Origin of the sequence: Microlunatus endophyticus (genome assembly GCF_014646195.1) — a bacterium.
Lineage (GTDB): Bacteria > Actinomycetota > Actinomycetes > Propionibacteriales > Propionibacteriaceae > Microlunatus > Microlunatus endophyticus.
In genome coordinates this window covers 424,922-440,299 of sequence record NZ_BMMZ01000001.1, presented here as the reverse complement: position 1 = coordinate 440,299, position 15,378 = coordinate 424,922, and the positions used below count along the sequence as shown (strand labels likewise).

Genomic DNA, 15,378 nt, shown 5'->3' with positions numbered 1-15,378 from the left:
GGCGATTTCGCGCGCGCAAGTCGCGACAACTCGACTTCGAGGCGGCGGCCCGCGGAAGTCGAGTTGTCGCGAGTTCGTGTACCGGGCCGGAAGTCGGACGTGCGCGACCCGGACGTACGCGACCCGGACGTACGCGAGCGGTTCAGTCGCTGCCGCCGACCCCGACTCCGGCGGTCCGGGAGTTGTCGGTCGCGAAGGTCTCCTCGTCGGCCCGCTCGTCCTCCGCCTCGATCTCGTCGGCCTCAACCCGGTCAGCATGGCTCGGCTCGACCGGCGCCACCGTTGCCGGGACGGCGCCGTCGTCAGGCTCGGCCTCCGGCTCGACGTAGACGTACTTGCCCCCGCGCAGCAGCGAGGCGACACCGGCGATCAGGCAGGCGATGATCGCGAACAGGAACGCGACGCCCAGGCCGTCGGAGAACGGCTGGGAGATCAGCGACGGGAAGAAGGCCCGGCCGGTCAGGTAGGCCGCGTTGTGCGCCGGCAGGGCGCCGAGCACCTGCTGGCCGAGGATGGTCTGCACCGGGTTGTAGCCCAACAGCGAGGCGAACAGCACCGACACCGGAGGCAGCCCGGCGACCTTGGACGCGACATCGGCCGGCACACCCTGAGCGGTCAGACCTGAGGTCATCGCGCCCGGCAACGCCTTGGAGAGCCCGGCGATCATCAGGGTGAAGAAGACACCGATCGAGAGCACCATCGCGGCGTTCTGGAAGGTCGCGGTCATGCCCGCGCCGGCGCCGCGACGCTGCCGCGGCAGGCTGTTCATGATCCCGGCCCGGTTCGGCGACGCGAACAGGCCCATGCCGAGCCCGTTGAGCAGCAGCGCGGTGGCGAACTCCCAGTAGTGGAAGTTCACCGGCATCAGCGCCAGCCAGGCGAAGCTGAAGGCCGCGACGATCATGCCGCCGGTGCCGAACGCCCGGGCGCCGAAGCGGTCCGACAGATAACCGGACACCGGTCCCGCGACCAGGAAGCCGACGGTCATCGGCAGCATGTAGATGCCGGCCCACAGCGGAGTCTGCTCGAAGCTGTAGCCGTGCTGGGGAAGCCAGATGCCCTGCAGCCAGATGATCAGCACGAACATCAGGCCGCCGCGGCCGAGGCTGGCGAGCAGGCTGGCGATGTTGCCGGCGGTGAAGGCACGGATCTTGAAGAGACTGAGCCGGAACATCGGCTCGGCGACCTTGGTCTCGATCACGCAGAAGATCGCCAGCACGACCACGCCGCCGATCAGACAGCTGAGCACCATCGGGTTGGTCCAGCCCATGGTGTGGGTCTTGTACGGCTGGATGCCGTACGTGATGCCGATCAGCACCGCGATCAGACCGACGGCGAAGCTGATGTTGCCCCACCAGTCGACCGAGGAGTGGTGCCGCTCGCCGGTGTCGTGCAGTTTCCAGTACGCCCAGACGGTGCCGAAGAGGCCGACCGGGACCGAAACGAGGAAGACGATCCGCCAGTCGATCGGGGCCAGCAGGCCACCGAGGACCAGCCCGATGAAGGAGCCGGCGATCCCGGCGACCTGGTTGAGGCCAAGGGCAAGACCGCGCTGGTGGGTGGGGAACGCGTCGGTCAGGATCGCCGACGAGTTCGCCATCAGCAGTGCGCCGCCGACGCCCTGCAGGATCCGCATCACGATCAGCCACAGCGCACCGGCGGAGCCGTGCATCCAGGTGACCGACAACATGATCGAGAAGAGGGTGAAGACCGCGAAGCCGGCGTTGTACATCCGGACCCGACCGAACATGTCGCCCAGCCGGCCGAACGCCACCACCAGGACGGCGGTCACGACCATGTAGCCCATCATCAGCCAGAGCAGGTAGCTGGTGTTGCCCGGCTCGAGCGGATTCACCCCGATGCCGCGGAAGATGTCCGGAAGGGCGATCATCACGATCGAGGAGTTGATCGTCGCCATCAGGACGCCGATCGTCGTGTTGGAGAGGGCGATCCACTTGTAGCCCGGCCTGGCGGTCGCGGCCGCCGCGCGTTCGGCCCGCCGGTCGATCTGCTGGTCTGTCAACTCCGGCGCTGTCGTCGATCCCGTCCGCACCAACCTTGCCCTCCACCTGATGAACTACCCGATGCCCGGAAGACCTCCCTGTCCGCCGATTTCCTTAGCTAGGCTAAGGGATTCGGGTCGAGAGGTATTCCTCGGGTCTCTCCTTGCGGACCCGAGCGGGACTCGGCTCTAGGTTTCGTCTCAGGTTCGGCGGGTCGTCAGCGCACCGCAGCGAGCCGGGCACGGGCGGCTTCCGGCGCCGGGGACAACCAGACCTTGGCACCCTCCGCCAGCCCCAGCGAACGCTGATGCGCCCGGCTCATCACAACGTTGACCTCGGGCGCCGGTGCTGCGCCGATGACCGGATCCGGTACGACGGTCACCCGGACCTCGAAGCCGACCCGCAGCACCCGGCTGATCACACCCGGTACGCTTCCGTGTACTCCCGGCGACACGGCCACGTCGATGTCGTGGGGCCGCAGCCGCACACCGCCGAGTTCGGTCACCTCGCCCAGGAAACCCATCACGAAGTCGTTGGCCGGCTCGTCGTACAGCTGGTCCGGTGAACCAATCTGCTCGATCCGCCCGTCGTTGATCACCACGATCCGGTCGGCGACCTCCAGCGCCTCCTCCTGATCATGGGTGACGAACACCGTGGTCACGTGCACCTCGTCGTGCAATCGGCGGAGCCAGTCCCGTAATTCCTTGCGCACCTTGGCATCCAGGGCTCCGAACGGTTCGTCCAGCAACAGCACCTTCGGCTCGACCGCGAGTGCCCGGGCCAGCGCCATCCGCTGCCGCTGGCCGCCGGAGAGCTGGGAGGGCAGCCGCTGGGCGAACTGGGACAGATGCACCAGGTCCAGCAGTTCTTCGACCCGGTGGTTGATCCGGGCCCGGTCCTCACGCCAGGTCGTACTGAACGGCACCGCCGGCTTGGCCCGGATCTGCAGCCCGAAGGCGACATTGCGGGCCACAGTCATGTGCTTGAAGACGGCGTAGTGCTGGAAGACGAATCCGACGTTGCGATGCCGGGCCGGTACCCGGGTCGCGTCAGCGCCCTCGATCATGATCGTTCCGCGGTCGGCCGACTCCAGTCCGGCGATGATCCGCAACAACGTCGACTTGCCGCCACCCGACGGTCCGAGCAGGGCGGTCAACTCCCCCGTCGGGATCGACAGATTGACATCGTCCAGTGCCACGAATTCGCCGAAGCGCTTGGTGACACCCGAGACCTCGATACTCATTGCGTCCTCAGATCATCTCTTGTTCCGGCGGGGCTCGTTCTCGCGGGGCCGTACGACGGCCACGACGATCAGGCAGGCGATCGAGACCATGACCAGCAGGAAGGCGACGCCGTACGCCTCCGGCTGGGCGAAGCCCTCGTACTTGGACTCGACCACCAGCGTCGCGGTCTGGGTGCTGCCGGTGACGTTGCCGGAGACCACCTTGACGGCGCCGAACTCCCCCACCGAACGGGCCAGGCTGAGCACGACGCCGTACACGACGGCCCATTTGATGCTGGGCAGCGTGATCCGCCACAGCGTCTGCAGCGGGCCGGCGCCGAGGCTGCGGGCCGCCTGCTCCTGATCCTCACCGATCTCGGTCAGGGTCGGGACCACCTCACGGATCACCAACGGCAGCGCGACGAAGGTGGTGGCCATGATCATTCCGGGTGAGTTGAAGATCACCTGCAGCCCGTGGTCCTCCAGGAACGGGCCGAACCAGCCGGTTCGGCCGTTGTAGACAAGGACCAGCGCCAGGCCGACGACGACGGGCGAGACCGACAGCGGCAGATCGACCAGTGCCGACAATGCCCGCTTGCCCGGGAATTCGTAGCGCACCAGCAGGATCGAGATCGTGACCCCGAAGAACAAGTTGATCACCACCGCCCACAGCGCGACGATGATCGTCAGCCGGAAGCCGCTGATCACATCCGGATCGCTGAGAATGCTGCCCAAGGTGGACAGCCCGTCAGCGAAGGTGTCGCCGAACAACATCATCAGCGGCAGCGCCACCAGGAACAGCAGGTAGCCGATCGCCAGCACCCGCAGCAGCCAGCGGACCGGTGCCGAGGTCCTAACCACGGCGCGCCACCATCCGCTGCAGCAGATCCAGCGCGATGATCACCACCAGAGCGACGGCGAGCATCGCCGAGGCAACGGTCGCGGCACCGGCGTTGTTGCCGTTCTCGATGAAGGCAAGCACCCGGACCGAGACCACCTCGGTCTGGAAGGGCCGGTTGCCGCTGAGCAGCACCAGGGAGCCGTACTCGGAGATCGCCCGGGCGAAGGACAGTGCCGCGCCGGTGGTGATCGCCGGTGCCAGGGCCGGCAGGATGATTCGTCCGATGATGGTGGCCGGCGAGGCGCCGAGCGAGGCTGCCGCCTCCTCGACGTCGGTGTCCAGCTCCTCCAGCACCGGTTGCACCGCACGGACAACGAACGGCAGCGTCACGAAGGCCAGCGCCAGCCAGACCGCCATCCGGGTGAAGGCGAAATCCAGCCCCATCGGGCTCGTCGGCCCGTACAAGGTCAGCAGCACCAGCCCCGCGACCACCGTGGGCAGTGCGAACGGTACGTCGATGATCACGTTCAGTACCGCCCGCCCCCAGAACCGGTCCCGGACCAGCACCCAGGCGATCACGGTGCCCATCACCACGTTGACCAGCGTGACCAACCCAGCCTGGCCGACGGTCAGGGTGATCGCGGCGAGAGTCTGGGAGTCGGTCAGCACCGACAGGTACGCCTTCCACCCGCCCGCGGCGGCCGTCGCGACGACCGCCGCCAACGGCAGCAACACCAGCAGGCTGAACCAGATCATTGCCGCGCCGAGACCCAGTCCGGAGCCTAGGGTGAGCGTGCTCACCCGGCTTCGAACGCGGCCGCCGAAACCACGAGCGCTGGTGTCCGGTGTCGGCGGCCTGGCCACGCTCGGCGCGCGAACGGGCGTCGCGGTATCAGCCATCAGTTCGGGCCATCAGTTCGAGCCGACCTTGCCGGTGCTCTTCTGCAATGCGGTGATGATGCCCAGCGGGTCACCGTTCTGACCGTCGCCGAAGTACTTGTCGGCCGCCTTGCTCCAGCCGCCGAAGTTCTGGTCGATGGTGAACAGTTGCTTCGGCTGCGGGAACGGGTCGGACGGGTTGTTGGCTCCCTTGACCTGACCCACGTCGACTCCGCTGATCACCGGGCGGAAGCCTTCTTGGGCATAGATCTTCTGCCCCTGCGCGCTGGTCATGAAGTTCAGGAAGTCCTTGGCCTTCGGATTGGCCCCGACGGTGACTGCGGCCGGGTTGTCGATCCGCAGGGTGTCCGACGGCACGATGTAGTCGATGTCGTCCCCGGCCTGCTTGGCCTCGATCGCCTCGTCCTCGTAGGAGATCAGCACGTCGCCCGATCCGCTGGTGAACGCCGTCGTCGCCTCCCGGCCGCTGCCAGGAAGGGCGATGGTGTTCTTGAGCACCTTGGTCAGGTACGCCTTGGCGTCGGCCTCGCTGCCACCGTTGCCGGTGATGTGGGCCCAGGCGCCCAGGATGTTCCAGCGGGCCGACCCGGAGGAGCCCGGATCGGGAGTGATGATCTTGATCCCCGGTTTGGCCAGGTCGTCCCAGCCGGTGATGTGCTTGGGATTGCCCTTGCGCACGACCAGCACCACGACCGACGAGGTCGCGATGCCCTTGGTCGGCGTCTTGTTCCAGTCCGCGGAGACCAGGTTGGACTTCACCAGCCGGGTGACATCGGTCTCCAGCGAGTAGTGCACCACATCGGCCTTCTGGCCCGCGTCGACAGCGCGGCTCTGGTCACCGGAGGCTCCGTAGGAGGTCTGGAACCGCACGCCCTTGCCCGCCGGGGTCGCTTGGAACGCTTTGAAGACCGGAACGTTGGCCTGGCCGAGCACCGAGAAGCCGCTGATCCGCAGTGTCGTGCCGTCATCGGAACTGCCGGTTCCCGCCGTCGAGCCGCAGGCGGTCAGCGCCAGCAGTCCTGCGGCGACTGCCGCAGTCGCGGCCTTGATCCGTATCCCCATCATTGATCCCCTTCATCCCCGTACGAGCCCCGCCGACCGACGTCGGCGCCTCTAGTAAACCCGATCTTCTCGGTATTTTCGGTATTTATACTAGGTTTTGTCACAGAACAATCCGCGGTTCAGTAGGTGGACGCCATCGCTGCGGCAGCAGCAGGGTCATTCAGGGCCGGCGAATGGGTTGGACGAGAGAGGTTTCGCGACGGGATTCGGCGACGGAATTCGGCGAAGGATCCAGCTGGGCCGAAGTGATCAGCGTTGGGCGAATGCCGACGCGTAAAGGCAGACGGCTGCAGCCGTACTCAGATTGAGGCTCTCGGCGGCGCCGTAGATGGGCACCGATACGACCCGATCGGCCGCGACCAGCAGGTCCTGATCGAGGCCGCGGGCCTCGTTGCCCAGCAGCCAGACGGTCGGCTGCGCAAGATCGCCGTTGCGCACGAGCTCATCCAGGGCGTACGCACCACCGCCCGCCGCGGCGAGCACCTGCAGTCCTCGGTCGCGGCAGCGGTCCAGCGCAACGGGCAGGTCGGCATCGGTGACGATCGGCAGGTGGAAGAGGCTCCCGGTACTGGCCCGTACGGTCTTGGGGTTGTAGAGGTCGACCGAAGCAGATCCGAGGATCACGGCATCGGCCCCCGCAGCATCGGCGCAACGGATCACGGTGCCGGCGTTGCCGGGATCACGGATCTCGGCGCAACACACGATCAGTCTGGGTGCTCCGGCCAGGGCGGTCGCCAGGTCGACATCCAGGGCCGGGCAGACGGCGACGATCCCCTGCGGGGTGGTCGCGTCGGAGACCGTCGCCAACTCCTGATCGGTGACCAGCCCGACCGGTACCCGGGATCGGAGAGCGAGGTCGACGATCTCGGGATGCCGGCCGGCGCCCCGTCCGGTGACCAGCAACAGTCGCGGCTGCGCCGCGGAGCTGAGAGCTTCGCGGACAGCCTGGGGGCCGTCGGCGAGGAACTCGCTGCGGGCGGCGCGCTCTTTGCGGCGCGAGAGACGACGAGCCGACCGCAGCTGCCCCGCGGAGGCGGGAGTCAGCCGGGTCGGCTCGTCGGCGGTGGTGTCAGAGATCGTAACGGCACACCTACCCGTGATCAGGCGTGTGATCAGGCAGCGGCGGCTTCGGTCTGATGATCCATGGCGACCTGCACCAATGCGGCGAAGGCGGCGGAATCGCTGACCGCGAGATCGGCGAGGATCTTGCGGTCGACCTCCACACCGGCGGCGTGCAGACCGGCGATGAACCGGTTGTAGGTGATGCCCTCGGCGCGGGCAGCGGCGTTGATCCGCTGGATCCACAGCTTGCGGAACTCACCCTTGCGCGCACGGCGGTCGCGGTAGGAGTAGGTGAACGAGTGAGCCAACTGCTCCTTGGCCTTGCGGTAGAGCCGCGAGCGCTGGCCACGGTAGCCGGAGGCCTGCTCGAGGACCTCGCGACGCTTCTTCTGCGCGTTGACGGAACGCTTGACGCGTGCCATGAGATATCTCCTTATGTCCTGCGGGTTACTGCATGAAGGGACGAGGCGTTGCTCACTGCGATGTCGCAACTCCCCATGGCACGCCCTTACTTACCGAGCAGCTTCTTGATGGTCTTGGCGTCGCCGCCCTCGAGGGTGCCGAAGGCGTCGATGCGGCGGAGCCGCTTGCTCGGCTTGTGCTCGTTCAGGTGGGTCTTGCCCGCCTTGCGGTGCACGATCTTGCCGGAGCCGGTCGTCCGGAACCGCTTCTTGGCACCGGAGTGCGTCTTCATCTTCGGCATGGCGATGCCGCTCCTTACGTGTCTGTCCTGCTTACCGCACCGGGGATGCCGGCCGGCTCCCGTCCCGCATCACTGCGGTTCGGGTCCTGCTGTTGGTCCGGCTGCCTCGATCCGGCTGGATCGGGCGCAGCCCTGCACCGTCGCTGTCGGGTGACCGGTCCGGCAGCGAGACGAACCGTTGCGTCAGATCTGATCGGGATCGAGCCCGGCCATCGCGTCCTTCTGGCGCGTCACCGGCTTCGCACGATCCTCGTCGAGCAGATCCTCATCGGCCGCGGAGGATTTCGCATCTCCGCCGCGTTCGGCCTTGAGGGCCGACCTGTTCTTGTGCGGGCCCAGCACCATCAGCATGTTGCGCCCGTCCTGCTTGGGCGAGGACTCGATGAAGCCGAATTCCTCGACGTCGGTGGCCAGCCGCTGCAGCAGGTTGTAGCCGAGCTCCGGCCGGGACTGCTCCCGACCACGGAACATGATCGTGATCTTGACTTTGTCGCCTTCCTTGAGGAACCGGACGACGTGACCCTTCTTGGTCTCGTAGTCGTGCGCGTCGATCTTGGGACGAAGCTTCATCTCCTTGATGACGGTGTTGGTCTGGTTCCGCCGGGATTCACGGGCCTTCTGCGCGTTCTCGTACTTGAACTTGCCGTAGTCCATGAGCTTGGCGACGGGCGGCCGCGCCATCGGCGCGACTTCGACCAGATCGAGCTCGGCTTCGCGGGCCAGCCGCAGCGCGTCCTCGATCCGGACGATCCCGACCTGTTCGCCGGCAGGTCCTACCAGGCGAACTTCGGGGATGCGAATTCGTTCATTGATTCGCGGTTCGGTTGCGATCATTCCTCCAGGTTTGATGCGGTCTTCGGTTCTTCCTTCGGTGCGCGACCTCACCCGTGCCGACAGCGGATCCGCACACACCGGCGGGCAACAAAAAAGGGCCCCGCCGACGGCGAAGACCCCATCTGTCCGGGCACCGGCTCGGTCGTACGCGACGAGCGTACGACCCAACGCTGACACCGTCATTCAGTCTCGGCGTCGTGCTCGGGACGACCTGACAACGGCCCGGCCGAAGCCTCGGTCCGGGTGTCGTACAGGTGGGAGATTCGGGTCTCCGCTTGCGGATCCGGTGGCAGGCCACCGGATCAGTCGCACTGAGTTTAACAGCTTGGCGCCGAAATCCATTCCTCGAGGACGTCAGCCCTCTTCAGCGCTCGGACCCCGCGGATCCCCGGGCCGGCTGTGCCCACCCGAACTGGCCGTCGGGCAATTCGACCAAGGCATGTCCGACGGCGAGCTCTGCCAGGATCTGGCCGTCGATCGCCAGCGGATGCTCGCTGCCGACGTCGACCAGCAGCGCCTCGGCGCCGTCCTGCCGGGCCGATGCCGCCGCGAGGTCGAGAGTGACTGGAACCGGTCGCGCCTGCCGGTTCCAGGCGGTCAGGGTGTCCAGCCCGGTGAACGCGACCATCGCCGTACGCCCGTCGCCGGTCTGCAACATCACCACCGCCATATCGGCTTCCTTGTCCGACTCCAGTTCCTTCTCTGCCAGGGACCCGGACTCCGTACGCCCCCGAACCGTCGCCGTGGCAACCACCGGCACCAGCAGCCGGACGGTGCACAGCCCGGCGATCGCCCGCAGGTAGCCCTGGGTGTCGGCTCCACCCGCGGCCAGCAGATCGCGGATCTGCGGGTCGGGCTGCCCGTCGTCCCCGGCGAACGGGGTGTCGGCCAGGGTCCGCTGGTGCTGGAGGTGCGGCCCCCGATCCGGCTGGACCTGGTGGTCGTGTGGGTCGTGATCGTTGAGTTCGGTCATCGCCGCCCCACGGTATCCGGTCCCAGCTACGACCCGGGTATATCGGCGATCCGGGCAGGTTGGGGGCTGTCACCGATCGCGATCGGCCGTTGGGCGTGGCAGCCTGGATACATGCCCGCAGCAGATTCGGTTCTCCTCCCCCTGTGCGTCGCCATCGCTCTGATCGGCGTGGTGCTGGCCGGGCTGGCCTGGCGCCGGGGCAACAAGGGCCGGGTGGTGCAGGCCGCGGCGCTGGTGGTGATTCCGTTCGGGCTCTATCTGACCGGGTTGCTGACGGTGCTGTGGAATTTCGTGGTCGCGCTGGTCCGCTGGGCGATCCACCTGGTTTTCTCTCCGCTGCACTGGTTCGGATTCGCCATCATCGCGCTGAGCATCGTGTTGTTCGTGATCGGCGCCGTGCTCGCGCGTTTCGGTGGCCGGGCGAAGTCGTCCGACAAGCCGGCCGGCCGGCCGGTGGCGGGTCGCTCCTCCGGTCAGGCCGTGGCCGCGGGCCCGGCGTCCGGCTCCAAGCCCGGCTCCCAGGCATCCAAGGCGGCGGCGAGCAATAAGCAACTCGCCGACATCGATCCGGAACTGGCCGAGATCGAGGCGCTGCTGAAATCCCGTGGCATCGAGTAGCCGGATCCGGCAGACTCCGCGGGTGTCCGAGATCGAGATCCGTGAGCTGACAATTCCCGACGCCGTCGGAGCCGACGGCTGGGACGAGCTGGTCGGCTATGCCGATCTCAGCAACCAGCTCATCCACGACGAGATCGGATCGCCCGACCTTGACGAGCGGCCCGAGCAGATCCTGGCACGGGCCGGCAGCCCGTACACCATCAGCAGGATCTTCGGCGCCTACCGGGACGACCGACTCGTCGGATTCGGCGAATTCGACCTCGAACGCGGACAGCAGGTCGCCTGGCTCTGGGCCGGAGTCAGCCGGAGCGAGCGCGGAACCGGGCTCGGCTCCCAGCTTGCCGACCTGCTCACCGCCGCTGCTCGCGCCGCCGGCGCCCGCACTCTCCAGGCCGGCAGTTTCCACGCGGATCTGGACACCGAACCGCGGTTGGCGTCACCGGCCGGTCCGGGAACGATCCCCGCCCAGGCAGCGACCGTCCGGTTCCTGCAGGTCCTCGGCTTCCGGCTCGGCCAGGTTGAGGTGATGAGCGGGCTGCCGCTGCCGGTCTCCGACGACCTGCTGTCCGCACTCGTCGACGATGCCCGGCCGGCCGGCGATTACGAGCTGATCGGCTGGGTCGGTACGACCCCGGACGACTTGATCGATGCGTACGCACGACTCCGTACGGTCGTCAGCACCGCCGTGCCCAGCGGCGAGTTGACCGAGGAGGTGCAGGTCTGGGACGCCGACCGGGTACGCGACCGGGACCGCCGTAACGCCGCGGCCGGAGTGGTCACGCAAACCACCGTGGCTCGGCACCGGCCGAGCGGCGACCTCGTCGCCTTCACCACGCTGACCCGGCCCGCCGTCACCGACGGACGAGCCGTCATGCAGGGTTACACGATGGTGCTCCCCGAACACCGGGGCCACAATCTCGGCGTCCGGATCAAGATCAACAACTTGCGCGCCTTGGCTGGTGTCGATCATGGCGCCGCCCGGGTGATCACCGGCAATGCCGGTGAGAACGAGGCGATGCTGCGGATCAACCGGGCACTGGGCTTCCGGCCGTTCGTGGTCGCCGGGATGTGGGAGAAGCAGCTCGCCGACTGACCACGGCGGTCGAGGATCTCAACGCGACCGGTCGAATTCCGCGTAGAGGCGACGCAGACCGGCGACCGCCTCGTCGGCACGCTCATGATCAGTTCGCTGGATAGCGATCAACATGATCTTGTCGGGATCATCGCGGTTGTTGATCAACAACGTCGGCCACGGATCACCGTTGCGATAGACCAGATTGTGCACCTGCTGCCAGCCGATCCGGTGCGTCCGCAATGCATTGCGGATGGTCAGCCCCTGATGGTCGGCACGGACCACGCTCATCGCCACCGACATGATGATGCCGACGATCGCAATCAGCACCAGCAGCAGGGTGATCAACTCCGAGGTGGTGAACTGCGCGCGCAACGACGCAGGGAGCGCGATCCAGCCACCGAACGCGATCACGACCAAGGCAGCGGAGAAGATGCTGCCCACGATCCGCATCCGGCGCGGGTAGCTGACGACCAGGCCGGGAGTCACCGAATCCACGGCCGCTCTTACAGCCGACTGGCGGCGATGTCGGTCGCCAGGATGGCCCGGGCGCCGAGATCCCACAGCTGGTCCATCAATTGCTGGGCCTCGGCGCGCTTCACCATCGCGCGCACGGCGTACCAGCCGTCGCGCGCCAGCGGCGAGATCGTCGGCCCCTCGAGCCCGGGAGTGATCTTGCAGGCCTCGTCGAGATGATCGTTGTCGACGTCGTAATCGAGCATCACGTATGTCCTGGCGATCAGCACGCCGTTGAGCCGCCGGACCAGGGTGTCGTAGGCAGTCGGCATCGCGTCCCGGCCGGTGTGCTTGATCAGGATCGCCTCGGACTGCAGGATCGGCTCGCCGAAGAGCTGCAGCCCGGCCTGCCGCAGGGTGGTGCCGGTCTCGACCACGTCGGCGATCACATCCGCGATGCCGAGCCGGATCGAGGACTCGACCGCGCCCTCGAGCTCGATCAACCGGGGGGTCACGCCGCGACGTGCCAGATACTGCCCGACGACGCGCGGATACGACGTCGCCAGCCGGACGCCGTCGAGGCTCTCCTCGGTGTAGTCGGTGCCGGTCGGCGCCGCGAACCGGAACCGGCTGCGTGCGAAGCCGAGCCCCAGCACCTCCTCGGCGGCGGCGCCGGAATCGATCAACAGATCGCGGCCGGTGAAGCCGACGTCCAGGGTGCCCTCGCCGACGTAGGTGGCGATATCACGCGGACGCAGGTAGAAGAACTCAACCCCGGTGTCGGAGTCGAGATGGACCAGCTGCTTGGAATCAGTGCGCTGGCTGTAACCGGCCTCACGAAGTATGGCGGCAGCGCCCTCGGACAGCGAGCCTTTGTTGGGCACGGCCACCCGCAGCAGGGGACGATCGCCACGGCTGCCAGGTTCGGTTGTCACGTCGGAATCCTTCGGTGCGCGGCGCTTACAGGTGCCGGTAGACGTCGGTGGGGTCGAGCTCGAGCGCCAGCATCAACACCTGCAGATGGTAGAGCAGCTGGCTGATCTCCTCGGCGGTGCGCTCGCCGCCCTCGTGCTCGGCGGCCATCCACACCTCGGCCGCCTCTTCGACGATCTTCTTGCCGATCTCGTGCACGCCCGCGTCCAGCCGCGCGACAGTGCCCGAGCCGGGCTGCCGGAGGCGGGCCTTCTCGGACAGCTCCGCGAAGAGCGCGTCGAAGGATTTACCCGCCCCGTCCTGGGGTCCGGTCTGGTGGGTCTGGCCCGAAGTCACCCCGACAGCGTAGTTGCCGGGCCCGCTCCCGGCCTACTCGGTTACGGCCTACTCGGGTACGGCCACCGGTGCCGGAGTGTCGCCGATCAGCTTCGCGTCGCGCTCGCGGCGCTGGATCCTGATCCAGGACACGAAGCCGATGATGACGATCGCGGCGTAGACGATGTACATGATCGCCGACGGGTAGTAGCCCGCGGTGAACAGCAGCGGCACGCCGACAGCGTCGACGGCGATCCAGATCACCCAGAATTCGGTCCAGCCGCGGGCCATTCCGTAGGTCGCCAGAATCGATCCGGTCAGGATCCACGCGTCGGAGGCGGGGCCGTACGATGCCAGGGCTTTGAGCACGAAGTAGAAGATCACCCAGAGCACGGCCGCGCCGATGATCAATTGCAGCCGCTCGAACCGGGTTGCCCAGCGGGGTTGGACGGCAACCGCTCGCTCGTCGCCGCTCTCCTGGTTCCGGCGACGGAAGCGATACCACTGCACCCAGCCGTAGACGCTGACGATCGCGAAGAAGACCTGGCGTCCGGCCTGTCCCCAGAGGTTCAGGTCCTGCGGCGTGCCGAAGGTCGCGCCCAGGAAAACCGTGAACAGCAAGGCGTTCCCGATGATCCCGATCGGCCACGCGGCGATCTTGCGCACCATGCCCAGCAGTGCGCTGGCGATGCCGAAAGCGTTGCCGACGATCTCCCGCCAGGTGACGCCCGGGCCGATGTTGATCTGTGCGTTGACCAGTCGTCCGAGCAACTCGGTGATGTCCACTTCTCGTTCCTCCACCCATCCGGTCGTACACGAGACCGGGGAAATGGAGCCGTCACCGCGGGATGCCCGAGAGGGCGTCCGCGGTCAGCAGACCCTAGGTTCCTCCCATCCGGACTTTAACCGTCGGTCGTGGAATTCCACCACATCAACCGGATCTGATCCTGGGACCAGATCCGGGTCGCGGACTGTCACCGCCGGTTCGGACTTTCACCGACCCCGGAACCTTGTACGAGACTTCGCACTCATTGTGCACCAGATGTGCACGCGGTCCACAACCGGGACCGCCTGGCGGATATTCCCACCATCACGACCAGGAGGGCCTGCCAGGTCAGAGCCGAACGCCGAGCAGAGCGTCGACGGCTTGAGCCACCTGACCGGGCGCCTCGGCGTCGTCGGAGTCGATGTCGAGCGAACCCGACGCCCAGGCGTCGACGACGGCCAGCGCCGCCGGCGCGTCGAGATCGTTGTTCAGCGCCGTCCGCAGCTGGGCGATCACATCGGCGGCCGGCAGAGCGGCACTCAGTCGGGCAGCCTCCCGCCAGCGCTCCAGCCGGGCCTGCGCCGCGGTCAGCAGATCGGCGGTCCAGAACCAGTCCGCGCGATAGCGGTTGGCCAGCAGCGCCAGCCGGATCGCCATCGGATCGACCCCCTGGGCGCGCAGCTGGGAGACCAGCACCAGGTTGCCCAGCGACTTCGACATCTTCTCGCCGTCCAGGCCGACCATGCCGCCGTGTACGTACGCCCGGGCGAAGTCTTCGCCGGTGGCGACGCGGCCCTCGGCAGCGCACATCTCGTGGTGCGGGAAGATCAAGTCGCTGCCGCCGCCCTGGACGTCGAAGCCCGGCCCGAGTTCCTTCAGCGAGATCGCCGTGCACTCGATGTGCCAGCCGGGTCGGCCCCGCCCGAACGGGCTGTCCCAGGCCGGCTCCCCCGGTCGCTCCAGTCGCCAGACCAGACAGTCCAAGGGATCCTCCTTGCCCGGCCTCGCCGGGTCGCCGCCCCGTTCGGCGAAGATCTCCAGCGCCTCGGTACCGTCGAGATGGCCGACCGAGCCGAATTCGTCGTCGCTCTTTCGGCGGAAATACAGGTCCGGGTAATCAGGATCGCCGACGGCATAGATAGCGCCGCGCTGCTGGAGTCGCTCGATTAGTTCGACGACCAGATCGATGGACTCGACCGCCCCGACGTAGGCGTCCGGCGGGATGACGTTGAGCGCCTCCATGTCCTCGCGGAACAGCTGGATCTGGTCGGCGGCCAGCTGCCGCCAGTCGACGCCGGTCTGGTCGGCGCGCTCGAGCAGCGGATCATCGACGTCAGTGACGTTCTGGGTGTAGTTCACGGCGAGTCCGTGATCACGCCAGACCCGGTTGAGCAGGTCGAAGGTGACATAGGTGTTGGCGTGGCCCATGTGGGTCGCGTCGTAGGGCGTGATGCCACAGACGTACATCCGCGCGGTGCCGTCCTCAGGCCCGAGGTCGACGACTTGTCCGGCCGCCGAGTCGAAGATCGTCAGCGCGTGGCCCTCCCCGTCATGGCGCGCAGCAGAAGGGATCGACGTCGCTTTCCAGGCCAGCATGGGAGAAGCCTAGCGATCGCCC

General features: G+C 67.2%; 17 protein-coding genes and 1 riboswitch. Of the genes, 2 read left to right on the top strand and 15 right to left on the bottom strand.

All coding sequences use genetic code 11. The annotated features are described in order from the left end of the window. Positions 1-142: 142 nt before the first annotated feature. The 10 genes from IEY07_RS02245 to IEY07_RS02200 form a co-directional block, all read right to left on the bottom strand. Positions 143-2,023: an MFS transporter gene (locus IEY07_RS02245; RefSeq protein WP_229669617.1), complete on the bottom strand. Its 1,881-nt coding sequence runs from the start codon at positions 2,021-2,023 to the stop codon at positions 143-145. A 197-nt stretch (positions 2,024-2,220) separates the two neighbouring features. After that, positions 2,221-3,246 (bottom strand): sulfate/molybdate ABC transporter ATP-binding protein, encoded by a 1,026-nt coding sequence (locus IEY07_RS02240; RefSeq protein WP_188893525.1) that lies wholly within the window; start codon positions 3,244-3,246, stop codon positions 2,221-2,223. A gap of 12 nt (positions 3,247-3,258) precedes the next feature. Beyond that, positions 3,259-4,086 carry a sulfate ABC transporter permease gene (locus tag IEY07_RS02235; RefSeq protein ID WP_188893524.1) on the bottom strand — a complete coding sequence of 276 codons (828 nt, stop codon included), beginning with the start codon at positions 4,084-4,086 and terminating at the stop codon, positions 3,259-3,261. After that, positions 4,079-4,867, bottom strand: coding sequence for a sulfate ABC transporter permease subunit CysT (gene cysT / locus IEY07_RS02230; protein WP_229669616.1), 789 nt, complete (start codon positions 4,865-4,867; stop codon positions 4,079-4,081). Before cysT ends, IEY07_RS02235 begins: the two co-directional genes overlap by 8 nt. A gap of 111 nt (positions 4,868-4,978) precedes the next feature. After that, positions 4,979-6,028 (bottom strand): sulfate ABC transporter substrate-binding protein, encoded by a 1,050-nt coding sequence (locus IEY07_RS02225; protein WP_188893816.1) that lies wholly within the window; start codon positions 6,026-6,028, stop codon positions 4,979-4,981. Between the two features lie 249 nt (positions 6,029-6,277). Further along, positions 6,278-7,048 (bottom strand): TrmH family RNA methyltransferase, encoded by a 771-nt coding sequence (locus IEY07_RS02220; RefSeq protein ID WP_188893815.1) that lies wholly within the window; start codon positions 7,046-7,048, stop codon positions 6,278-6,280. A 92-nt stretch (positions 7,049-7,140) separates the two neighbouring features. Next, positions 7,141-7,512 (bottom strand): 50S ribosomal protein L20, encoded by a 372-nt coding sequence (rplT, locus tag IEY07_RS02215; protein ID WP_188893522.1) that lies wholly within the window; start codon positions 7,510-7,512, stop codon positions 7,141-7,143. An 86-nt stretch (positions 7,513-7,598) separates the two neighbouring features. Further along, positions 7,599-7,793, bottom strand: coding sequence for a 50S ribosomal protein L35 (rpmI, locus tag IEY07_RS02210; RefSeq protein WP_188893521.1), 195 nt, complete (start codon positions 7,791-7,793; stop codon positions 7,599-7,601). A 183-nt stretch (positions 7,794-7,976) separates the two neighbouring features. Continuing rightward, positions 7,977-8,627, bottom strand: coding sequence for a translation initiation factor IF-3 (gene infC / locus IEY07_RS02205; protein ID WP_188893520.1), 651 nt, complete (start codon positions 8,625-8,627; stop codon positions 7,977-7,979). A gap of 364 nt (positions 8,628-8,991) precedes the next feature. Further along, positions 8,992-9,600: an SseB family protein gene (locus IEY07_RS02200; RefSeq protein ID WP_188893519.1), complete on the bottom strand. Its 609-nt coding sequence runs from the start codon at positions 9,598-9,600 to the stop codon at positions 8,992-8,994. Between the two features lie 111 nt (positions 9,601-9,711). Between IEY07_RS02200 and IEY07_RS02195 the strand changes: the two genes are divergently transcribed. Further along, the gene (locus IEY07_RS02195) at positions 9,712-10,218 is read left to right on the top strand and encodes a hypothetical protein (RefSeq protein WP_188893518.1); all 507 of its coding nucleotides are present in this window, start codon (positions 9,712-9,714) and stop codon (positions 10,216-10,218) included. Between the two features lie 22 nt (positions 10,219-10,240). Then, positions 10,241-11,311: a GNAT family N-acetyltransferase gene (locus IEY07_RS02190; protein WP_188893517.1), complete on the top strand. Its 1,071-nt coding sequence runs from the start codon at positions 10,241-10,243 to the stop codon at positions 11,309-11,311. Between the two features lie 18 nt (positions 11,312-11,329). Here IEY07_RS02190 and IEY07_RS02185 read toward each other — a convergent pair whose 3' ends face one another. The 5 genes from IEY07_RS02185 to mshC form a co-directional block, all read right to left on the bottom strand. Next, positions 11,330-11,788, bottom strand: a complete 459-nt coding sequence (locus IEY07_RS02185; protein WP_188893516.1) for a PH domain-containing protein — start codon at positions 11,786-11,788, stop codon at positions 11,330-11,332. 8 nt (positions 11,789-11,796) lie between these two features. Then, positions 11,797-12,645, bottom strand: coding sequence for an ATP phosphoribosyltransferase (hisG, locus tag IEY07_RS02180; protein WP_188893814.1), 849 nt, complete (start codon positions 12,643-12,645; stop codon positions 11,797-11,799). 61 nt (positions 12,646-12,706) lie between these two features. Continuing rightward, positions 12,707-13,015, bottom strand: coding sequence for a phosphoribosyl-ATP diphosphatase (locus IEY07_RS02175; RefSeq protein WP_188893515.1), 309 nt, complete (start codon positions 13,013-13,015; stop codon positions 12,707-12,709). Between the two features lie 48 nt (positions 13,016-13,063). Then, positions 13,064-13,774 (bottom strand): nicotinamide riboside transporter PnuC, encoded by a 711-nt coding sequence (gene pnuC / locus IEY07_RS02170; RefSeq protein WP_188893813.1) that lies wholly within the window; start codon positions 13,772-13,774, stop codon positions 13,064-13,066. A gap of 99 nt (positions 13,775-13,873) precedes the next feature. Continuing rightward, a riboswitch (FMN riboswitch) is annotated at positions 13,874-14,008 on the bottom strand. A gap of 100 nt (positions 14,009-14,108) precedes the next feature. Continuing rightward, entirely contained in the window at positions 14,109-15,356 is a 1,248-nt protein-coding gene (gene mshC, locus IEY07_RS02165) for a cysteine--1-D-myo-inosityl 2-amino-2-deoxy-alpha-D-glucopyranoside ligase (protein WP_188893514.1), read from the bottom strand. Between the last annotated feature and the right edge of the window lie 22 nt (positions 15,357-15,378).